The sequence below is a fragment of the Butyrivibrio sp. XPD2006 genome (assembly GCF_000420865.1).
Lineage (GTDB): Bacteria > Bacillota > Clostridia > Lachnospirales > Lachnospiraceae > Butyrivibrio.
The window spans coordinates 112,029-134,965 of sequence record NZ_ATVT01000008.1 but is presented as its reverse complement, the minus strand read 5'-3'; the positions used below and the strand labels follow the sequence as shown (position 1 = coordinate 134,965).

Below are 22,937 nucleotides of genomic sequence, written 5' to 3'. Positions count from 1 at the left end.
TATCTCCTACATCACAGCGCAATTGTAAGTAAAATGCAAAGTGCAAATAAGGCTGCAACCGAAATTTCAAGTACGTAACTAATAAGCACCAAAGTTTTCCTTCGGTGCATTTTCTTTTTGGCTTCTGTGAGTTCTCTCTCAAGCTCCTGTGCAAGGTTGAAAGTATTACCGTCTTCAAGCCTCTGCATACCTACACGTACCAGAAACTGGATTGTCAGTTCTTCCTTGCACTCAGGACATGAGTCAATATGATCCAGAAAATCAGAAAGATCCTGATTATCCAGATCATCATCCAGAAACTGCGGAATTAACTTTTCCATCTGTTTGCATTCGATCATATCAATTAGTCTTCAACATGTTGTATGCCAAAAAGGCCATTTTACAAGCAATTCTACAAGATATAGGATACTACAAATCCTCTGATTTTACAACGAAAACTACAACGTGAATGCTCCCCGATAACAGAGGTGTTATTATCGGGGAGCTATGTGTAGGGTATATATGTTATTACCAGAATAATCTTCTCAGTATGCTTGTTACTGCAAACAGAACCTTCTTAACTGTCCTTACAACCGGGGCAATTATCTGTATAATCGGCAGTACAATAACAGGCTGCTGAGGTTCAGGCTCAGGCTCATCCGGCTCCTGAGGCTGGTCAGGCTCCTGAGGCTGATCAGGATTCTGCGGATCCTGGGGTTCTACTGACGGATCTGTTCCGGGCTCATCAGGATTCTGTGGATCCTGGGGCTCAACTGACGGATCTGTTCCGGGCTCATCAGGGTTCTGCGGATTCTGGGGCTCAACTGTCGGATCTGTTCCGGGCTGATCAGGATTCTGAGGCTCTACTGATGCCTCATCTATCTCAATAAGGCTTATATCATCAATGAATACGTCATGTTGAGTTGAAATTCTCTCGCCGTCGATGGAGCCCATAGTCACATTGAATCTTGTATTTGTATCTGTCGGGTATTCCATCTTAAACTCTGTTGTAAATGTTTTCCATTCAGGTCCGATTGTTACAGGGCCGTTTCCTGAATAATTAGTCCAGTCGCCTTCAAACTGCTGCATGCAATATTTAACTTTTCTCTCAATTGAAGACTTCATACGGAGCGATAATCTGTAGCTCTTACCTTGTTCAAGAGTAACGCCGTCCTGATTAAGCTGAACGTACCAATTATTTGCATCAGTCTCTGCAACTGTGTCCTGAATTGTAATTGCAAATGTGTTGTCGTTGCCGTTCATGTTATCTACGACATAATTTGCCTTTACCTGTGAATCAATGTATGGACTAAAGCTAGAAAGTCCTGCATTAAATGAACCATTCTTAATAAGTGCTGACTCTGTAAAGAATACGTTATCAACAAAATATGTTCCTGCTCCCTTGAAGGTGAGCTCTACATTAGATGCATCTCTGTCGAGATCAACGTCATAGTTCAGCTTCTTGGCAAACTTTGTATCAGAAGCTGTAAGTTCGGGCACATAAGTATTTCCTGCCATATTAACAGTAAGCCCATCCGCTGTACCGTCCTCAGTCCTTGCATTAAGTGATAATTCGTACTGTCCTTTTCCGATTGGTGAAAGTGCAGACTGTCTTATTGTTACAGTCTTTCCTTCCGGTACTGACACTTTAAGTTCTCTCTTTGTTCCTGCGTTTGTTACTGAAATATACTGTGAATCATCCTCACTGAATTCCCAGTATCCCAGCCTTCTGTCACCCTGATCAAAAGAGCCGTTATAGACATAGTTACCGTCGGGTCTGATTGACTTGGCATTGTCGTCTACAATTTCATCTCCTGATTTATGTACAAGTCTGACATTAGAAATTGTTACGGCTGATGTAGGTGTATTCTTACCAAAGTTAAATTCAACAGAACTGTTTGGATCGTTCTTGTCGTTCATGGTAAATGTGTAGGAATAGCTCTGTTTCTCAGTGCCCACTCTTACAGTTGTATCCTGCATATATCTGGTCCAACCTCTGTCCGGACCTTCTACATCTACAACAATATCCCTTTCTTCGTCTGCCACTGCATCAAAGGTGAGCTCATACTCCCATCCTTTGTACATAGGCACATTTTCCTGCTTAAGCTGAACACTGTGATTCTGTGAACCTGCTTTGTCAGGTGTTACTTTTATTGAATTATCTTTTATAGCGTATGTTGCACCGGACGCATCCGACTCTGTATGGAACTTCCAGTTGTCCTTATCAGCATTGATATCCCCGTCAATACCGATCTCTTTAGAAAAATCGCCGTTTATGATATAGTTTCCGCTCTCATCGGCCTCTCTGAAGCTGATTTCCTTCTCAGGGCGCTTGCACTCTTCTTCAAGTCTTGCATACTCTTCTGCAGACTTCTGATAAACTCTTACATAGTCTATCTCGTAGCTCTGGTCATTCATATTGGCATAGACGTCGTCATCCGGATATCCTACCCAGCTACCGCCTACCGCAAGATTAAGAATGATGTAAAAATCCTGATCAAACGGTGCAGGATATGTAACCTGATTATCATCATCAGTTCCTGTATACCAGTCGCTTGTTGTGTAAACTTCCTCTCCATCCACATACCATGTAATCTTGCCGGGATCCCAGTCAAGTGTATATGTATGGAATTCGTCGGAAAATGAACCGTCTGAAAGTGTCTTACTTCCCTGGTTCTCTTTATGTCCTGTTCCCGAGCTGTAACCATAGTGGATAGTGTGATAGGACTTGCTTGTGTCCTGTCCCATTACTTCCATGATGTCTATCTCGCCACACTTAGGCCACTGTCCGTAAAGTCCTTCATCTGTAGCCATAAGCCAGAAAGCAGGAAGATATCCCTGGCCTGCAGGAACCTTGGCTCTTGCCTCGAAACGTCCATATGTGAAATCATGTTTGCCCTGAGTTGTGATTCTGCCTGATGTAATCTCTCTTTTTCCGCTACCCGATGAACTGTTTCCGCCTTCTGCAGCACTTCCCTCAATAAGAGCTTTTGTTCCGCCGTACCATGCATAGTTATTGTCAGGATCAAGTGCACTGAGTTCTACTGCTCTGTCAGCATCGGATGATGCTTTCATGTGAAATGCATATTTATGACCTGTTTCAAAAGTAAGTCCCTGTCTCTGAATCTGGAAGTTCCAGTTTGCCTCGCCGGCATTCTCAATTGTAAGAAATGCTGATACGTTGTTAAAAGAGAAGCTTCCTGCCGCAGGAGAAGTTACTCCTCCAATCCAGTTCCCATCAAACTCGGTAATAATATCAACAGGATTCTCTTCATCTGTTATGTCTTTTAATGAAACTTCTGAAATTGTTACATTGGCAGCTGCTGATGTTTCTTCGAAACCGTCCCCGATAAGTCCGAAGTTAACCTGTATTGCAATTGTTTCAGAAGTGTCTGCGCCATAATCAACTGTAAAGTCAACATCTGTTTCTTTTACCTCTGCAGGCTCCTCATTGTCCTCTTCTGAAGCATTTTCTTCAGAATCAGTCACATGAGGCTTGATTATAAGATTTCCATCATTTACCTCAATGTTACCCTCATCGAGTCCTGTGTATCTCTGGAGTTCTGCATTTACCCATCCGGGCTCATGCTGCTCAACATTCCAGTCTGATGTATTCAGCTCTCCGCCGTCAAACTCATCAGCCCACACAAGTGAATAACCATCGCTGTCAGTCTCTGCCCCCTTTGCAGCACTTGCATTTACAGGAAAAGATATTCCGGTAAAAGCAAGCATAGCTGACATAGCAACTACACTTAAACTTCTGCGTCTAAACTTTTTCATAAGCTTCTCCTTACCCATAACTTATTGTTTGTAACACAAAGGTCATGTTAATACTTTTTTTAGAATTTCTATATCAAAAGAGAAGAAAAAATATCATATTCATGACATAAAATTGCATTACAGAGCATGGATGTGTTATCATCACAAAAAGCCGAATGTGCAAAAGGAGTATGTTATGGATACGGAAAAGCTTTTTAATCTGGATAAGGAAATGATCCACAGAAATCAGAACGACGAACTGTTATTCTACAGACAGGTTGCCGGAGGTGATGTGGAAGCAATTATAGAGAACTGCAAACAGCACAGGTTTATGGATAATGAAGGTGTCGGAGTCTTGTCAAAAGACCCTGTCCTTAATCTTAAATATCACTTTATTGTTACTGCTGCGCTTGTTTCAAGAATATGTACAGAAAACGGTATGGAAATGGAGATGTCATTCAGGCTCAGCGATCATTATATACAGAGACTTGATTATCTCTTCACACTCGATGAGATTGAGCAGTGGCATAACAAAATGATCCTTGATTACACGAGAAGAATGCAGGTTTTAAGGCAGAACGCTGCTCTTTCAAGACCCATTTCCGAGTGCATCAACTATATCTATGCGCATATCAAGGAGCGCATAACCATTGAAGATCTGGCTGACTTTACAGGAAACTCCGCCAGCTATATATCACGTCTTTTTAAGTCTGAAATGGGCATATCACCCAGTGACTACATCAGAAAGGTCAAGATTGACAAAGCCAAGAACCTGCTTAGATTCTCGGATTTTTCAATGGTTGAGATCGCTTCATACCTTTCTTTTTCATCCCAGAGTCATTTCATAAAGCTCTTTTCAGAAGAGACAAATCTTACACCAAAAAAGTACCGTAAAATGTATTACGGTACTCATTGGAAAGGAAGTGAAGATGAATTTTCTATTGAGTAAGCATTTTACTGCTCTTCTCCTTTTGATTTTCTCATTACAAGTTCCATTGATATCTCCTGAAGCTTCTCATCATTGAGGATATATCTGGCCTTGAAGAATAAAAGTGCAATAACAAGAACGATTGTAGGTCCTATTGTCATGATCATACGAAGGCCGACAACAGCACTGTTATCAATAGATGTAAGAACACCTGAATTTGCTATTTTGTCTAAAAGAGCTTTCATATCAAGAACTGTAGAGCTGCTCTCCTGGATATTGAATACTGTGAGGCAGATAGATGCCACCAGAGCTGCAATACCGGATGCGAGCTTAACTACGAAAGTCTGCATAGAGAATATGACTGACTCATCTCTTCTGTAATTCTTGATCTCACCGTAATCAACTGTGTTTGCCAGGAATACTGTAACAACTACATTGAGGATTCCTGCGCCCGACATGATAAAGAATCCCGGAATAAAGAATACAAATACATTGGTAACTCCGCTAAGAGCCATTGTAAGAAGAACTATATAACCTGCAATCTCAGCAATTACACATACATAGAATATCTTAAGTGTTGTAAACGCCTTTCTAAGAAGCGGGAATAGAAGCATCATAGCAAGAATCTGCATTCCGCCTGCAAAGGTATTGAACAGTGTATAATTGCCCTGCCAGTTAGATCCTGCGAGATCATATTTGAAGAAGTATATCAAAAGGTTTGATGTAATGTAGAGTGCAGTGTTAACAAGAACAATGGTTATAACGATAGTCATAGCCTGATCGTTCTGAACAAGAGCTCTGAACATTTCACCGATGGATGCAGTCTTCATGTCTACTGTCGACTTCTCTTTGATGCATACACATGTGATCGTGATAAAGAGAACAAACAGAATACCTATGATGATTGAGAAATATTTGAAACCAAGTCTCTCTACTTCAAGAGTTGATGCAGCCATGATCTTAAGATTAGTGTCAGATGCCGATGTAATTGCATTGTACTCCTCTGAAGGCACGTAAATTGCAACAACTCCTTCTCCGCAATCCTGACTGTCCATTGAAATCTCAATAGCATTATTTCCGTCAGACTTTGCCATTGTTAATCCGGAAGCTGTAAATGTGTAGTCCGTATTGTCGTTGTTAAGATAAATGACGCCTGCCTTTGTGTCTTCATCTCCCACAGCGCCGTCAAATACTTTCTGTGTTCCTGTGATAACAACATCTACGCGTTCACCGTTAAGCTCTGTCTTATTTGATGTTGCATTTCCGTCTGCATCTCTCTCAATCACATAGTAGGTAAAAGAGGTATTTGATGCATCATACTCTTTTACAATATTTTCGGTACTCTGGGCTGCCATGCTTGAACCGATGGCAGATACGCTCATTACGGTAACAATAGTGATGATGGCTGAACCAACACCGGCACAGGAACGTGCAAGCGCTGAAAGTCCCTCTCTTTCCTTACCGCTTTCTGTAAACGCAGGAACCATTGACCAATATGGGATGTCCATCATTGTATAGGTAACGCCCCACATGATATAAGTAACAGCTGCATAAGCTATAAGTCCCTTAGGTGACAGTGAAGGTGGTGCTGCAAACATCATGATAAGCAGCACTGTATTGGTTATCGTACCAATCATAAGCCATGGTCTGAACTTACCCCATTTTGTTTTGGTCTTGGCTACAATAACACCCATGATAGGGTCATTGAACGCATCAAATACACGGGCAACCAGAAGTATTATGCCCATTGCAATGGCACTAACACCCATGATGTCCTGGAAATAGTAAAGTACATATGATGCAGAAAGCATGTAAACCATGTCTTTTCCGACTGCACCGATTCCGTATGCAAATTTTTCAAGTCCTGTTAAAGTTCTCTTTTCCACGATTGTCTCCCTCAGCCTTACGCTTACTTATTTTTCATAGCTACAGCCAGCTCTACAACTTTTTTGGCTCCGTCGTATATTCCGGCTTTTTTATTTTCAATGATGTTGCTGCACATTTCATTTAACAGATCTGTCTTAAGGAACTGCTCAAGCATCTGAATTGTGTGAGGTATGTCTCTGCACTCTAAAGTTCCGTCTCCTATCTCAGCCGAATGAATTGCCCCCCACATCTCATGCTTGCCAACTCTCTTTATAAAAAGCTTCGGAACAGGATAAAACGCGAGTTCACTGGGCTTTGTAACAAGAACATCACAGCTTCTCATAAGAAGGTTGGTTGTGTAAACAGCCTTAAATATATCTGCGTGATAAAAACCGTGTATTCCTGTTACTGTTGTGCTCTCATCCAGAGCATCCTCAGCAAATCTGCAGGTGTCTTCCCAGTTGTCCATGTGCTCTTTGGAAAGCTCCTTCATTTCAGGAATCTCTTTTATCAGCTCGTCCCATACATTTCTGTAATCACCTACATTAACATAAAGAGCTGCCTTATTGTCTCTTATGTACGGTATAAGGTGTTTGATTATCTCAGCAAATATCTCCTTCTGAGCTCCGGCTCCGCCGATGGTCAAAAGAAATCTCATGGGCTTTCTCATCTCTCTTCTCGCCACACGTGCTTCGCAGTCTTTCTCGATGTTGGAAACAAGCTCATAGTCGATGTAATGACCGGTGTAAACAAGAGAATTCTGAGGCATCGGGCTGCATACCTTCTTTTTGTTCATTCCGTTAAGTATGCGATATCCCATGTAAGCATTCCTGCACTGGATAGTATGAAGTGAGCCTTCAGAAAGATGAAGTGCCATAGGCCAGTTGTCAGGAATAGCATTAACTACGTATTTCATTCCTGCATGGATTGCTGCCTGAGCAGGCCATACGTGTGTAGCAATAACAGGAATGTCTTTATCAATATTCTTATAAACAGGAGCCATCAGCTCCGCGTTCTTCTGATCTGATGAATTGTAGGTAAGAGCTCTGAATCCTTCATAATTGGTAGGCTCCCATACGAGCTTATTGAATATCGGGTTTTTAGAAAGTCTTGATCCCAGTGAATACAGATCGTTCTGAGCACTTATTACTTTGGTACAGGTTGTTTCTTTGAAGGAATTAAGGTCGAGCCAATACGGTACATATCCCAGGTGCTTTGCATAAGATGCCATAGCCATTGAAATACGATAATGCCCGAAGCCCATTCTTATGTTTCCTACTATTATGGACTTGTCCGGATCGATATTTCCTTCGTTTTCCTTTATCTTAGCAGTAACATCAATATTTTTTACTCCAAGAATAGGTCCTATCACTTCATTGTCGGATATGCGGATCTTGTAATCTACAGATGAGTCATCTCCGTATTTTCTTATGAATTTCTTTTTAGATTTCAGTGCTTTATTGTAATCTTTTGCATCGATCACATTGCCGAAAATAACTTTAGATTTATCAGTCATTCTTGCCTTCCGTTCTGCCGAAACATGACGGCTATAATAGAAATTGTTACGTTTCGGAAACCCGTATTAAGCAATCGGTTTCCTTATGTTTATAGTAACAAAACGCCATGTTTATAACAAGAAACGCTTTTAACAAATTTCGTTTCCGGCTTTTGTGCAAATTGACTTCAGATGACTGAAACTATAGAAAGTCCACGTTTTTTTGCAAGATCAATAAACTCATCTCCGCATTTGATCGTAGGCTTTGAAAGATGATCGGGATTTATAAAGATGATTTCGCCAACCTGGCCGGTGTTTAACATAACCCTGTTAGCTATAAATGTATTAACGATGTTACCCATAAATGTCATGATTGCATTGGGCTCGTATTTCTCAAGTCCGCTTTTCTCGAAATGCTCAATAACAGCAAACGGACATATCGGATCCCTGTGTGCTCTTCTGGCTGTCAAATTGTCATAAACATTTGCAATGGTAACAATAGATGATATTTCATCAATCTTTTCATTCTTCAGATGGAGCGGGAATCCGCTTCCGTCTCTCATCTCATGGTGCATCAGGATTGTATTTTTAATATGGACATCAATGTCCTTATCCTTGACCAGTTCATAACCCTTAAGCACATGCTCGTTCATGGCTTTCTGCTCATAGTCCGTAAGCTGCTTGTCTTTATTCAGCAGATATGAAGGAATCAGCATTTTGCCTATGTCATGTAAAAGACCTGCAGCAGTTGCAACCTGAATCTTGTCTTCAGGGAGTCTCATCCATGTTGCAAGCGTATTGCTTATAAGGGATACATTAAGAGAATGCATGAAAACAGCATCAGAATTGTCTCGCAGATTATGGAGCATATCAAATATACCTGCTGTACCACCGGCTTCTACAAACAGGTGATAAACAGGTTCAGTCAGCTTATCCACATCAAGAGGAATGGACTCATTGGCAAGCATTCTAAAGGACTCCTCAAGCTCTTCAGCACAATCCTCTATATGCTGCTTGAAAATAATGAACTCCTGAGTGTTTCTAAGTCTCTCGGAATATGAAGGCTCAAGATCGGTTGTTCCTGACGCTTCCTTATCCTCAGGAACCGCTTTCATCTCTTCTTCAACAAAGATGTTATAAAGGGAGAAAGACCTTATCCTGTCTATATCCTTTTGGGTAAGAACAGTGTCTTTTGGCGCTACGAGCCTGTCATCGAGAGTATAGACGTTCTCTGATACGACCATTCCGGGTATTAATTTGTCTACGGATACTAATTTCATAAACTAATTATAGCATACTATTAACGGAATTGCGTAAAACAATAAAAGAAAACCTCGAAGCAATGCTCCGAGGTTTATAATGCCGGCAGTGGGACTTGAAGGAACACACGTATATGAAAACCGCATGGAAAGGAGGTTTGCAAGCTCTGCTCCTCCAAGTCACACAATAAGTAACACAAATGTGTTTTATCAGTCTAAGCAAGGTTTATCTTCATAAAATTCTTTTACAGTCTGAGAAGCCCAATAAGGTAATATTTCAAAATCTTCTATAGTTTTGACTTGAAGAGTAGGATGATATTCTTCTTTAAGATATTTTTCAAAAGATTCTTTCGGCATCAGTCCATCTCTATATAGCTTATAAATTGCATAAGCTGTATCTAATTCTTTAGTCCGTACTGCATCATATAATGGGACTTCTTGAATTTTAGAGTTTTCAACAATTATTTTCTTTTGTTCCTGTTCTTCCTTGTGTTTTTCACGTTCTTCGTTTATTTTAGCTCTTTTTTTATCTGATGCATAATTTATATGCTGTACATTTTCTTTACCACATCTTGCAAGGACTGCTTCTGAAAGGAGAGATATAGCTTCTTCTTTAGTAGCCGTTCCAAGAGATACAGGAGCATAGCGAAGTTCAAGTTCTTCTCCATCTTGTGTAAGTGTATATGACTCAGCTTTTTCTTCAATCTTATCAATAATATATGTATCAAAGTCTATAACCTCAATTCTACTGAAAACTCTTGCAAAAAACTGGTCCATCGCTTCTGAACGTGAACCGCCACCAATGCCTTTTGTATAAAAGAAAAATTCAAGCATTGACTTTGTACTTGTAATGATAAGGACTTTTGCAGGGATGCCAGGCTTATTATGATACCTTGCACCAGCTGGATTGCAGAAGTTAGGGTCAAGAAAAGTCAGCCATGCCTCTGCTGTAAGAGTGCATCCTCTTGAGTCATCCATGATAATAATTTCTTCTCCTGCGTAGTCATCTAAAGGATTAGAAGTAGGTGTACGACAGTAGCTCCAAGTGATACCTGTTCTTTTTTCATTTTCATCTATGATTCTTTGTGCAAGGTCTTCAGCAAAACGAGACTTTCCTTTTCTTGAAGCTCCAGTAATAAAATAAGTAGTAAGCAAAAATTCCTTATTTTTCATAGCTTCAATAGCTGTGTATATTTTTTTATCGGTATAGCAAGCAAAAGCATCTTCACATCTTTGACGATAGTGTGAGTATGTCTTAAAGTATGAGTCTGTAAGGAAAATCTGAGTTTTTTTAATTTTTCCTTCAAGAATTTGCTCTTCAAGCCAGTCAATATCTTCTGCAGCAGCTAACTTTTTGACCGTAGCAATACCTTTTTTCCAAACAGATTCTCTTTCTGCATATATATCCATGTAGTCTCTACCACAATAAGTATATACAGCAGTAGGACTATACTGGTATTTATCAGGGTACTTGATATGTATAAGATAAGCAAGCATGTTATCTACTGCATATCGTCCCTTTTTAGGCTTTTCTACATACTGAGAAGCAAGTCCAATAGCTAAGGCTATATCAGTGAGCTTAGCTCCTTTTTTAAATTCAATTACCCAATGAGCATGTAAATGCTTTAGAGTAACATCATAAGTTTTCATAGCTTCATTCCATTTTTGCTGTGTATCAGAGTCATGAATAACACCACGAAGAGACTTAAGCTGAATGCCTTTGTCTTCAAGTCTTTTAGCAATAATGGCTGTCACCCTTTGTAAGTCAGGAAAGGCAGCTTTTTCTTCATCAGTCCAGTCCCATAACTCAGGGTTAAGTTCTTGAGCTATACCACATGCAGTTAAATCGGATTCAGTTCTTGCCATAATATATCCTCCTTAAAATAAATCCTTATATTATATACTGTGATTTTAATTTTGATTTTTCTCATTTTTTGCTCATTTTTTTTAAATCGCCCCTAAATAACCCTTTAAATATCCCCATAGAAAAACAAAGAATTTTCAAAGAGTTAAAAGTCTGAGAACCCTTGAAAATACTGGGCGGAGTATCGACAAGCCCTACTCCGCCCGCTATTATAAAAATATATATTTATTGTATAGAGGGGAATATTTAACAGTATTTTTCAGAAAAGTCTTTTGCACGGGGTATGTGGATTAAAAACTGCATATCATATTCCCCGTGCGGTCTTCTCGAGAGGAAAGAACATGAACCCCAAAAGCATTTAATATAAAATAATTAGTGTTTTATTCAATGTATTTTATGGTTTTATTCATCCTTCTCGAGATAGAATCATCTTTCATGGTCTTCATATTGTTTCTGTGCTTCTTGTATCAGCTGATTATATGACTTGAAAGCCTGTATTACTGTGGTTTTTCCTTCACGGATAATCTTATCAAGCTCTTTTTTATCTCTTTTTGCTTGATAATAGGAATTTATATTCTTCTTGCAGTCAGCCCATAACCATGTGATATCATCATGCCAAAAAGAACGGTCTTCAGGATTATCTATTATCTTTTTATACTCAGTTATAATGACTTTCCTGAACTTATACGGGTCATCAGGTACACACTTATGATAAAAAGCGTCAAGCTTATCAAGAGCTTCAAGCTTCTTTTTAAGGTACTTGTCAGGAGTGATGCCAAGGTCTGATACAAGGACTTCAGAAAGACTTCCAGCTGGCATTTTGTTTAAGGTTTTCATAAAGGCTTTTTTCCATGTATCAGCCTTTTCAGCCTTTTCTTTATACTTGCCTTCAAATTCCCATTGAAGAGTAGCCTTTTGATGATTAAAGGCTGCTTTCTCTCTATGAAAAGCATCTTCCTTGGCTTTAAATTCCTTATCCCGTTTACTCTGATTAGCCTTTATAGTCTGAGCTTCGTTTACTTCAGATAAAAGAGCTAAATCCTCATCAAGGTCTCGTGTTATATATTCTTTATTAGTTAAAGGGATTTTATGTACTGTAGCATTCCGTGAAGTTGTTTTATCCACAAGCTTATTTTTTTCTTCCTTTATTTCCTGGACTTCTGCTTGTAGCTTTTGCTTTACATATTCTTCTGTAGTCTGCCAGCCTCTACGCTCTTCTTTAGGTTTATGGGTATGCTCTTTTACACATATCCCATACTTTGCACAGAGGTCATCAAGGGTCTGTAAACAAGAAGCTTCCCACATAGCCACAGGATTACTTTTACTGCCATCAGGAAGCTTTTTTGGTTTTATTTTCATTTCTTTAAGAGCTCCATGAAAGCTCACTTTAGTAGAAAGTCCTTTTTTGCCTTCATAAGATACAGGGATAAAGTCAAGATGAGCATGTGTAGCACCTTCTTCATCTCCATGTATATAGAATCCGATGACTTTCAAGTTAGGAAACTTCTCCTGAAAAGCTTCAAGGTATGCTTTTAAAATCTTTTTAGAAGTCTCATAGTCAGGATGATTATTTTTATTTCCTATATAAACAAGCTGCTCATATACAGCGTGTTGTATATCATCTTTCTTTAAAGATTTATAGTAAGCTTTTGCATCAGGGATGACTTTATCAGGATGCCTATTCCTAATTTGCTTGGCGTTATATTCTTTTATAACTTCTTCAAAAATCTCTTCATAAACAGAAGCAATATCTTTATCAACCACAGTTTCATGTGGTCTATCAGGATGGATATTTTGAGGCGTGTGATTTTTATAGTGTTTTCTTCTATTATGGTCACGCTTCATCTTATCCCCCTCAGTATGAGTCATTGTCGTATATTCCATAAGTCAATCCTTCCTTCTCTCTCGAGAACAAACACAACTCCAACGTTCCGCTTTCATAAATAACACCGCTCCTTATCAGCGGGTTATTTATACGCTCCAACTTGTTGGAGTTAACCCCTTAACCAATGTGCGAAGATGTCTGCGCTACGCTTGCCATCATCGACACATTGATTCGGGGCCCCCTTCCTTTAAAAAGGAATCGAAACCAATACATTTCCACGCTACGCTATGAGGGTCAGATATCATCTTCTGATACCTTTTCAAGTGCCTTCTGAAAGTCTTCAGTAAGCCATGCGAGGATATCTTTTTCAGTATGTGAATCAGAAAATGCTTTTCTGATATACTGAACAATTTGCTTATCCTCTTCCTGTCTTTCTTTCTCAATAGCTTCTTGAAGCTGTTTTTTTGTTTTCTCAATATCTGCTTCTTTCTCTGAAAGAATGCGCTGTAAATCCTTAACACTTGTTTTCTTCATATTTTTAATCTCCTTTTAAAAAGTGTTTTTAGTTTCCTCATGTATATATGTAAGGAGTTCTCGCAAAAGTGGTGATGTTTTGAATTTTTAAAATTTATTTTGAGGAGATTTTAAAAAGTCATTAATTTTTAACTTTTGCGTTTTTATTAATCAGGGGGTAAAAATAGATTTTATTTTTAAATTTTTAAATTGATATTTTTTAAAGAATTGGATTAATTTTTGAATTTTTAGAGCTTGAAAGCCGCATGGTTAAGGGATTAATCGTTTTAGTCTACCTTTTGATTAATTCAGAAACATATATCTCCGAAAGGAGATATTCGATTATGAATAAAATTTTTAGTAAAAAAGAACTGATGATGAACTTATTAAAAAATGATATGATTGACTCTGCAGAGCTTGCAGATTTTATGGACATTGAAAAATTAATAAGTGAACTTCATCCAAAGGAATTACCAGAGAAACCGAATTATAAAGGTTATTTATTTCGCACTTTTGTAAAAGTTCCAAAAAGTGTTAGACCTGATGGAAGGATGCCTATAACAGCTAACAATCTACCTCTTTTACGTGAAAAGCTTCTTGCATGGTATACTTCACCACAGGTATATAGCCTTGAAGAGTTATTTCCTTTATGGACTTCCTATCACATGGATGAGATAGGAAACAACAAACAGACCGAGAGAAGAAATTTCTATTTTTGGAAGAGATATTATCTTCCGAATAAGGACTTTATATCAAAGCCTATAACAGATATAACTGCTCATGATATAAAGGTATTTCTTGCATCTTTTGGTACTTCCATAACTAGGACAACTCTTGGGAATATCAAAAGTATTATTAATGGGATATACGATTATGCCATTGATAAAGAGATTGTTACTTTTAATAAGGCGCGTCAAGTAACCACAACTAATATCAAGTGCAAGTCAGAAACTCAAGTCGGGGAAGTGGCTTACACTGATGAAGAAAGAAGAAAGATTATTGACTATTTTAAAGATTCTACAGACCCGTATGATGAAGCGATAACTCTTCTTTTCTATGTATGTGACAGACTTGGAGAAGTCAGAGCCCTTAAATGGGAAGATATAGACTTTGATAAGAAAGTTATGTATGTAAAAAGACAGATTGTCAGAGGTGAAGAATCATACATAACCGAAATAGAAGCCACCAAAACGGGAGTGGTAAAGGTCTTTCATTTTTCTAAGAAAGGAATCAATCTTCTCAAAAAGTGGAGAGCTGAGCGCCCTGATGATGATACAGGATATGTCTTCAAGAGCAGAACGGGAAGAGCACTTCGAGAAGATACTATCAGGGAACACTTAAAAAAAGCATGTGCAGAAACGGGAATTAAATACAGAAAGTATCACGGCACACATGCTGCAAGAGCATGGGCAGCTACAAAAGGCGCACGCATAGGCGGCATACTTGTTACTCAAGAGCTTGGTGCATGGCTGAATAAAGGTACAGCCCAGAGATATATGAATGCGGCTCAGAGTGGCATAGAAGACTATATTGATGAAATATTTGATTAAAGGTCACACATAGTCACACAAGGCATAAAAAAGAAGACCCGCATAAATACGGGTCTTCAGTCTGCCGGCAGTGGGACTTGAACCCACACGTGGTTACCCACAACAGATTTTGAGTCTGCATCGTCTGCCATTCCGACATGCCGGCTAACAACTTTATTAGTTTATCACAGGGTTTTTGTATATTCAAGTATCAAATTCTTTGGACAGATACCACGCAAGTACATGGTGCGCCTGTTTGAAATCTCCACCAAAGATACGCTTTCTAAGCTCATCCTCTGAAAGAAGAACAACATTCAAAAACTCCGAATCATCAAGATGCTGAGTTGTCACCTTTTTGCAGTTTTTTGCTGCATATATGTGAACATAGTTACTGGCAAGAGTTGCATTGGCCGGCAGACTCAAAAGATGCTTCCAGTTATCGGAAACATATCCTGTCTCCTCCTCAAGCTCTCTTTTTGCTGCTTCAAATGCTTCATCTTCAGTTGCTATAGTATTCTTCACTGTTATGTACGGATGATCTTCAGACTCTTTATACTCAATGCCACCGGCAGGGAATTCTGTTGTTATCTCATCTATTCCGTGCCTATACTGTCTTACGCAGATGTATCTTCCCTTTTCGTCTTTTGCAACCACAACCGAAAAGCTGTGTTTGGAAAAATTGTAAACAGGACCTATATCTGTTCCATCCGGAAGCTCATATATGTTCTGTCTGAAATCAATCCATTTATCCTGCTTAAGATGCTCTTCCTTTACCAGTTTCCATCTTAAATTATCATCGTTCATTTTTACGCCTCAATTACTTCTCTGTATTTTTGATAAGGTCCATTACAACCTCTCTGGCAATAACAAGTCCTGCAACAGGCGGAACAAAAGCTGTGCTGCCAGGGATTGTTCTCTTAGATGATCCGGAAGAAATGAGTTCTTCCTGTACCAGCTCTTTATCCGGTTTTATCGGTTCTTCATTCGAATATACAACCTTAAGCTTTCTGATTCCGCGTTTCTTGAGTTCTCTCCTCATGACTTTAGCAAGAGGATCAATCTCGGTCTTGTAGATATCAGTAACCTGAACCCTGGTCGGATCAAGCTTATTGCCGGTTCCCATGGAGCTTATCACAGGTACTCCAAGTTCCTTGCACTTCATGATTATGTCGATCTTGGCTGTAACGGTATCTATTGCATCCACGACATAATCGTATTTCTCAAATTCAAATTCCATGCTGTTCTTCGGAAGATAAAAACACTTATGGCATTCAACCTTGCAACCAGGATTTATATCAAGAATCCTGTCTCTGGCTACGTCTACTTTATCTTTTCCCACAGTGCTGTGAAGTGCAATTATCTGTCTGTTTATATTAGAAACAGCCACCGAATCATTATCAACAATATCTATGGCACCAACGCCGCTTCTGGCAAGAGCTTCTACGACGTATCCTCCGACTCCGCCCACACCAAAAACACAGACCCTTGAGCCGGCTAGCTTCTCAAGCGCCTGTGTTCCCAGAACTAATTTTGTTCTTACAAGTTCATCCTTCATACGTAACAGTGTTCTTCTGTAAGATGAAGCCGTTTGTCATTTACAACAGCTCCTGTTATCTCCAGTTTTACGCCTTTTCTTCCAAGCTTTCTCCTGCCTTCCAGGATCAGATGCACCTTCTTGTCCTCTGTCATATATTCCTCAGAGATTTCATCAAAGCTTTCGCTGCCATCCAATACCTTTTTGAAATCTCCTATAAATGCAGGTATTACAATAGCACCGATTCCCTGCCCCTGAAGTGGTCCATAGACCCTTACAATTTCGTGCAGAAGAAGCGTTCTCAGTTCTTCCATATCCCCATTAACCCCCGTTAAATAGTTTTGTTTTACTGCTGAATGGTTTCAACTATGGCCGGTAAGAGCTGCTTCTTACGAGATACAACTCCCGGAAGTGAAACCACATCCCCCTCTGAATTTATACCAAATGCCGAGTTCAGCGTATGAAGCGCCTTCGCCCCCGAGAAGACAACCTGTGAAGACTCGTCAATGATATTTGTAAGCATAAAGAACAGCATATCAAGGCCGTCTGACTCTGCCACTTCCTTGAGCTCCGGCATTATCTTATCCTTGATCTCTATGAGCTCCTCAGCGCTCATGGAATTGATCTGACCGATTCCAATGGTCATATCATCCACAGTGAATTTCTTGAAATCCTGATGGATTATCTCATCAGCTGTCTTGCTTCCGAGATTTGATCCGGCATGGAACATCTCTTTTGCAAATTCTTCGTAGTCTATTCCTGCAATCCTTGCAAGTTCTTCTCCTGCGTCCCTGTCCACCTTGGTACATGTGGGCGAACGGAACATCAAAGTATCCGAAAGTATAGCTGCAAGTAAAAGACCTGCTGTTGTAGGATCAATTTCCTGTCCGTATTCCTTGTACATCAGATATATGATCGTACATGTTGATCCCAAAGGCATATTCCTGAAGTATACCGGTCCTGCAGTCTCGATTGTACGAAGTCTGTGATGATCTACAATTTCCTTGATATCAGCAGCATCTGCTCCGTTTACAGCCTGGTTTTTCTCATTGTGATCCACAAGAATAAGCTGTTTCTTGTGAGCACCAAGGAAATTCCTTCGGCTGATCATTCCGATATAGTGATCATTCTTGTCAAGAACCGGGAAGTATCTGTGCCTCATGGAAGCCATTACTTCCTGTATATCCTCGATATAATCATCCATGTGGAAGGTAACCAGATTGTCTTTTTTCATGATATGCTCAATCGGCATACTCTGGTTGATAAGCCTTGCTACAACGAATGTGTCATGAGGAGTTGTGATTATCTTGGTACCATGCTCTGAAGCCTGCGCTTTAATGGTCCTTGCTACCTCAGCACCTTCACAGACTATTATGCAGGCTGCATCCATCTCGATGGCACAGAGCTGAGTTTCATATCTGTTACCGAGGATTACAACGTCACCTGCTTCGATCACGTTTTCCATCATCTCAGGGCTTGCTGCAGCAATAACAACTTTACCGCTTGTCAGCTCTTCGTTTATATCACCCTCAATAAGTTCTCCGTCCAGCGTCTCAACAATATTCTTGTAGGAAGTCCCCGCCTGTGAGAGGATATGCGGATCTATAACATCCATATATGTCTCAACGATATCGTTGGTGGTGATGATGCCTGCCAGCTCGTCGCCCTCAGTTGCACAAAGTGTGACAACATCCGCATCACGCATCTTGGCCCAGGCGTTCTTCAGAGACATCTTACCGCTGGTGCCGTCAAGACGCCTTATCTCCATGTCTCTTACCTGAGTTCTCACATCCTTAATATATGCCGGAACATCCACTCCGAAGTGTGAAAGCACAAACTGAGTTTCTTCATTGAGATGTCCCGCTCTGCATGCTATATAGTTGCCGCCAAAAACCTTATTCTTGAGATTGGCATATGTAATAGCTGCGCAGATTGAGTCCGTATCCGGATTCTTGTGTCCTATTATAAATATTGGTCTTACGTTTTCCTGTTCGCTCATATATCTCCTTACAAATCATCTTCGTCATAGGTATCCAGGAAATGATGTCTGCCTGTCTTGTTCGTCTTATATGATATTATCGCATTAAGGTGGACATTTTCCACACTTTTAAAAATATTTGACTCAATATAGGGGCTCTTTTCCCGAAGCTGTCTTATCAGCTCTTTTGTTTCAGCCCTCTTACTGACATCGCCGGGATTTACAGCGGTATCTCTCTTTTCAGTCATCTTGCAGGCGCAGGCAATGAACTTCAGCTCATTGTAATTGCACCAGTGCTTGATATCTTCTTCTCTTATAAGATACATGGGTCTTATAAGCTCCATCCCCTCGAAATTAGTGGAGTGAAGCTTGGGCATCATGGTCTGTATCTGTCCGCCGTAGAGCATTCCCATAAGAATTGTCTCAATTACGTCATCATAGTGGTGGCCAAGAGCTATTTTATTGCAGCCAAGTTCTTTGGCCTTGGCATAAAGAGCTCCTCTCCTCATCCTTGCACAAAGATAGCATGGAGACCCTTCTACTACGCTGCTGGTGACATCAAAAATATCCGATTCAAAAACCTGTACCGGAATGTTCATGATGGTAGCGTTTGTCATGATCAGGTCATAATTGAGCTTGTTGTATCCCGGGTTCATAACAAGGAAAATAACGTCAAAGTTCTTTTTCCCATGCCTTAGAATCTCCTGAAAAAGCTTGGCCATCAGCATGGAATCCTTGCCACCGGATATACAGACAGCAATCTTGTCACCGTCATTTATAAGTTTATAGGTATTTATGGCCTTTGTAAACTTGCACCATATTTCTTTTCTGTATTTCTTGATGATGCTGCGCTCGATGTCTTTGCATCGCTGCTCATCGTATGCCCCGGATATATCAGGGTTTCTCATAGATAGTGTTTCCTTTCAAATAAAGCGATGTATCGACAATAATACATCATCCGAACTGAGATGTATATAGTTCGTAATAAAATCCTCTCTTGGCGACCAGTTCAAAATGTATTCCCTGTTCAATTATATGTCCGTCCTTCATGACAAGGATAAGATCGGCCTCTCGAATGGTCGAAAGCCTGTGGGCTACAATAAAGCTTGTTCTGCCCTTCATCATCTTGTTGAAAGCCTTCTGAATCCTGGTCTCGGTTCTGGTATCTATTGAGGATGTAGCCTCATCAAGTATCAGCATTGGCGGAATATCAAGCATTACTCTTGTAATACAAAGAAGCTGCTTCTGGCCCTGTGAAAGATTGCCGCCGTTCTCTGTAATTACAGTATCATAACCATCAGGAAGCCTCTTTATAAAACTGTGTGCATGTGCCGCCTTGGCAGCCTCTATTATCCGGTCGTCAGAATAGCCCTCTCTGCCAAGCGTGATATTGTCTCTGATGGTTCCGCTTCTGAGCCATGTGTCCTGAAGCACCATTCCAAACTTCTCTCTGATGTCACTTCTTGCTATGTCTCTGATATCTGTTCCATCAATTTTGATGCTTCCCTTATCAACATCATAGAAACGCATAAGAAGATTAATAAGAGTAGATTTACCGGCACCCGTGGGTCCTACTATGGCAACTCTCTGTCCCTTCGATATTGAAAGGTTAAGATTCTCAATAAGACTGATATCCTTATTATAAGAAAAAGACACATCGGATATCTCTACTTTGCCTTTAACATCCTGAAGCTTAACAGCATTATCACTATCAGGAGTTTCTGGTTCCTCTTCTATAAGCTCAAAAACGCGTCCCGCGCAGGCAAGCGCATTCTGAAGCTCCGTGATGACTCCTGATATCTCATTAAAAGGCTTCGTATACTGATTGGCATAGCTGAGGAAGATAGTAAGTCCTCCTACAGTCATACCTCCGGCAATACATGTAAAAGAACCAAACAGCGCTACTGCTGCATATACGATGTTGTTTATAAATCTGGTCCCCGGATTTGTAAGCGATGAAATGAAAGTTGCCATGACACTGACCTTTTCGAGGTTGTCGTTCATCTCATCAAACGCTTCCATATTCTCATCTTCATGGGCAAAAGCTTTAACAACCGACAAGTTCCCTATCATCTCATCAACAAATGACGTCTGACTCGCCCTGGCTTCACTCTGCTGTTTAAAAAGCCTAAAGCTTCTTGTAGCTACAAACCTTGCAACAAGCAGCGATAAAGGTGTCAGTACAACTACGACAATGGCAATACCAAAGTTTAAGTAGAACATGAATGCAAGGGTACCGACAATCGTAACTATTCCGGTAAATAACTGTGAAAAGCCCATGAGAAGGCCGTCTGCAAACAGATCAACATCGGCTATTATCCTGCTGACTATCTCACCGGTCTGCTTACTGTCTATATACTCAAAAGGAAGTATCTGTAATCTGGAAAAAGCATCTCTTCTTACATCTCTCACCACGCGAAAAGTGATGCGGTTATTAACAGTGTTCATCACCCACTGGCAGATTGCTATAAACATTACAGCAACAGCCATCCTGATAAGTATGTTTATTATCTTAACAAAATTAACGTTGTCTTTTCCAATAATGCAGTCTATCGCGTTACCGGCAAGAATAGGTACATACAGTGACAAAAGAGCTGTCACAACAGCCAGTATCATTGAAACTGCGATAAGGAAGTGGTATTTTCCGGCATATCTCAGAACTTTTTTCAAAGTCTTTGTGTTCATTGTGCCACCTCCTTTTTGTACTGAGACTCGAATATCTCTCTGTAAGCCTCACAGTATTTAAGAAGGTTATCGTGGTTTCCTATTCCTACTACATGCCCGTCATCAAGAACAACGATCTTGTCGCAGTTCATTACCGACGCTGTTCTCTGGGATACAATAATTGTAGTCGGCGGATTATCCATACCCGCAATTGCTTCGCGCAGTCTTTTGTCAGTAAGATAATCCAAGGCGGATGCACTATCGTCAAGTATCAGGATCTCCGGCTTTCTCACAAGAGCTCTTGCTATTGTAAGCCTTTGTTTCTGGCCGCCGGAGAAATTTTTACCTCCCTGAGCAACTTTTGTGTCCAGACCTTTCTCTTTGCCATCAACAATCTCTTTTGCCTGTGCAATCTCAAGCGCCTCATAAATCTCTTCATCAGTGGCATCGTTCTTGCCCCATCTGATGTTGTCACGGATTGTTCCGCTGAAAAGAACCGCCTTCTGAGGCACTATTCCAACCTTTTCCCTCAGCACTTCCATCTTTATATCTTTAACATTGACGCCATCTACAACAACGCTTCCGGTCCTTGTATCATAAAATCTTGGGATAAGGTTAATAAGTGTAGTCTTTCCGCTGCCTGTTCCGCCAATAACGCCTACTCTCTCGCCTCTTTTAATAGATAGCGAAAACGGATACAGAGAATCCTCGATATCATCGGAATATCTCATTGAAGCGTCTGTAAACACAATGTGGTCCTTAGTATTTTTAAACTCGGTAATCTTTCCGTCTTCCATGGAGGACTTCATTTCAAGCATTTCCTCCACTCTGTTTCCGGACGCTATTGCCTTTGTTACAGTCAGGATCAGGTTTGCAAACTTAATAAGCTCAACCAGAATCTGCCCCATGTAGTTGTACAATGCAACAACTGCACCCTGTGACAGCTCTCCGCCGTTAACAGTAATAGCACCTCTATATATAAGAAAAGCCACAGAAAGATTAAGGATTGCATAAGTCACAGGATTCATAAGCGCTGTGACACTTCCGACAAAGCTCTGAAGCTTCATCTGAAGCTCATTTTTCTCGTTGAAGTTTTCCTTCTCTTTTTCCTGCAGATTAAAAGCGCGGATAACTCTAACACCAGTATGATTCTCCCTTGTAAGACCAAGAAGCCCATCGAGTCCTTTTTGAATCTGGCCATACATGGGTATGCTCCACTTCATGATCGCAGCAACTACTATAAACAGAAGAATTATTGTCACAAGGAATATGACAGATAGTCTGGGGCTGATAGTAAAAGACATAAACAGAGCGCCAAATACAACAAACGGCGAACGAAGAAGCAGCCTTATAGTCAGGTTAACTCCCTGCTGAACCTGGTTTACATCACTGGTCATCCTGGTGATCATTGCCGAAGTTCCTACTTTATCTATATCTGCATAAGACAACTTCTGAATATTATCAAAAAGAGCTCTTTTAACTCTGGCGGCAAATCCCGATGCCGCCTTAGCTGCAAAAAACTGTGCTGTCACCGCGCATATAAATCCAACAACACAAAGAAGCAGCAAAACAAGACACATATTGATAATGTGTCTCTTATCTCCGCCGGCTATACCAACATTTATCATTGAGGCTATAACAAGCGGAACCAAAAGCTCAAAGGACGCCTCAAGAAGTTTAAAAAGCGGTCCTAAGATAGCTTCGAGTGTGTAATGTTTTAGATATTTCAGCAGTTTTCTCATGA

Annotated in this window: 17 protein-coding genes, 1 tRNA gene and 1 pseudogene; 2 read left to right on the top strand and 17 right to left on the bottom strand. The window is 40.2% G+C overall.

From position 1 onward, the window contains the following. Positions 1 to 11: 11 nt before the first annotated feature. Together G590_RS19250 and G590_RS20665 are read right to left on the bottom strand one after the other, a co-directional pair. On the bottom strand, positions 12 to 320 hold the full coding sequence (locus tag G590_RS19250; RefSeq protein WP_196802486.1) for a zf-HC2 domain-containing protein: 309 nt from the start codon (positions 318 to 320) through the stop codon (positions 12 to 14). A 187-nt stretch (positions 321 to 507) separates the two neighbouring features. Next, positions 508 to 3,759 carry a carbohydrate binding domain-containing protein gene (locus G590_RS20665; RefSeq protein ID WP_022765686.1) on the bottom strand — a complete coding sequence of 1,084 codons (3,252 nt, stop codon included), beginning with the start codon at positions 3,757 to 3,759 and terminating at the stop codon, positions 508 to 510. Positions 3,760 to 3,934: 175 nt separating this feature from the next. On the opposite strand from G590_RS20665, the gene G590_RS0110825 reads away from it, so the two are divergent. After that, on the top strand, positions 3,935 to 4,687 hold the full coding sequence (locus G590_RS0110825) for a helix-turn-helix domain-containing protein (protein WP_022765685.1): 753 nt from the start codon (positions 3,935 to 3,937) through the stop codon (positions 4,685 to 4,687). Positions 4,688 to 4,692: 5 nt separating this feature from the next. Here G590_RS0110825 and G590_RS21925 read toward each other — a convergent pair whose 3' ends face one another. From G590_RS21925 to G590_RS0110795, 7 genes and pseudogenes are all read right to left on the bottom strand, one after another. After that, positions 4,693 to 6,021 (bottom strand): MFS transporter, encoded by a 1,329-nt coding sequence (locus G590_RS21925; protein ID WP_442852345.1) that lies wholly within the window; start codon positions 6,019 to 6,021, stop codon positions 4,693 to 4,695. A 6-nt stretch (positions 6,022 to 6,027) separates the two neighbouring features. Beyond that, positions 6,028 to 6,486: pseudogene (locus G590_RS21920) on the bottom strand (MFS transporter); the annotation flags it as partial. Between the two features lie 89 nt (positions 6,487 to 6,575). Next, the gene (locus G590_RS0110815) at positions 6,576 to 8,048 is read right to left on the bottom strand and encodes a DUF6937 domain-containing protein (RefSeq protein WP_022765683.1); all 1,473 of its coding nucleotides are present in this window, start codon (positions 8,046 to 8,048) and stop codon (positions 6,576 to 6,578) included. 167 nt (positions 8,049 to 8,215) lie between these two features. After that, positions 8,216 to 9,307 carry an HD-GYP domain-containing protein gene (locus G590_RS19230; RefSeq protein WP_081641058.1) on the bottom strand — a complete coding sequence of 364 codons (1,092 nt, stop codon included), beginning with the start codon at positions 9,305 to 9,307 and terminating at the stop codon, positions 8,216 to 8,218. A gap of 189 nt (positions 9,308 to 9,496) precedes the next feature. Continuing rightward, positions 9,497 to 11,152, bottom strand: a complete 1,656-nt coding sequence (locus tag G590_RS20660) for a Rep family protein (protein ID WP_022765681.1) — start codon at positions 11,150 to 11,152, stop codon at positions 9,497 to 9,499. A 424-nt stretch (positions 11,153 to 11,576) separates the two neighbouring features. After that, entirely contained in the window at positions 11,577 to 13,034 is a 1,458-nt protein-coding gene (locus tag G590_RS20655; protein WP_022765680.1) for a plasmid recombination protein, read from the bottom strand. A 235-nt stretch (positions 13,035 to 13,269) separates the two neighbouring features. Further along, positions 13,270 to 13,509 (bottom strand): hypothetical protein, encoded by a 240-nt coding sequence (locus G590_RS0110795; protein WP_022765679.1) that lies wholly within the window; start codon positions 13,507 to 13,509, stop codon positions 13,270 to 13,272. Between the two features lie 323 nt (positions 13,510 to 13,832). On the opposite strand from G590_RS0110795, the gene G590_RS0110790 reads away from it, so the two are divergent. Continuing rightward, positions 13,833 to 15,038, top strand: a complete 1,206-nt coding sequence (locus tag G590_RS0110790; protein ID WP_022765678.1) for a tyrosine-type recombinase/integrase — start codon at positions 13,833 to 13,835, stop codon at positions 15,036 to 15,038. Between the two features lie 62 nt (positions 15,039 to 15,100). On the opposite strand, the gene G590_RS0110785 is transcribed toward G590_RS0110790, so the two are convergent. From G590_RS0110785 to G590_RS0110750, 8 genes are all read right to left on the bottom strand, one after another. After that, a tRNA-Leu gene (locus tag G590_RS0110785) sits at positions 15,101 to 15,183 on the bottom strand. Between the two features lie 38 nt (positions 15,184 to 15,221). Continuing rightward, complete coding sequence (locus tag G590_RS0110780; RefSeq protein WP_022765677.1) at positions 15,222 to 15,821, bottom strand: NUDIX hydrolase; 600 nt, start codon at positions 15,819 to 15,821, stop codon at positions 15,222 to 15,224. Between the two features lie 13 nt (positions 15,822 to 15,834). Beyond that, positions 15,835 to 16,572, bottom strand: a complete 738-nt coding sequence (locus tag G590_RS0110775) for a tRNA threonylcarbamoyladenosine dehydratase (protein WP_022765676.1) — start codon at positions 16,570 to 16,572, stop codon at positions 15,835 to 15,837. After that, positions 16,569 to 16,865, bottom strand: coding sequence for a hypothetical protein (locus G590_RS0110770; protein ID WP_022765675.1), 297 nt, complete (start codon positions 16,863 to 16,865; stop codon positions 16,569 to 16,571). Before G590_RS0110770 ends, G590_RS0110775 begins: the two co-directional genes overlap by 4 nt. Before the next feature lie 32 nt (positions 16,866 to 16,897). Continuing rightward, positions 16,898 to 18,550 (bottom strand): putative manganese-dependent inorganic diphosphatase, encoded by a 1,653-nt coding sequence (locus G590_RS0110765; RefSeq protein ID WP_022765674.1) that lies wholly within the window; start codon positions 18,548 to 18,550, stop codon positions 16,898 to 16,900. Positions 18,551 to 18,558: 8 nt separating this feature from the next. Next, entirely contained in the window at positions 18,559 to 19,437 is an 879-nt protein-coding gene (locus G590_RS0110760) for a tRNA 2-thiocytidine biosynthesis TtcA family protein (protein WP_022765673.1), read from the bottom strand. A gap of 46 nt (positions 19,438 to 19,483) precedes the next feature. Continuing rightward, positions 19,484 to 21,214, bottom strand: coding sequence for an ABC transporter ATP-binding protein (locus G590_RS0110755; protein WP_022765672.1), 1,731 nt, complete (start codon positions 21,212 to 21,214; stop codon positions 19,484 to 19,486). Beyond that, positions 21,211 to 22,935, bottom strand: coding sequence for an ABC transporter ATP-binding protein (locus G590_RS0110750; RefSeq protein ID WP_022765671.1), 1,725 nt, complete (start codon positions 22,933 to 22,935; stop codon positions 21,211 to 21,213). Before G590_RS0110750 ends, G590_RS0110755 begins: the two co-directional genes overlap by 4 nt. Positions 22,936 to 22,937: the final 2 nt, after the last annotated feature.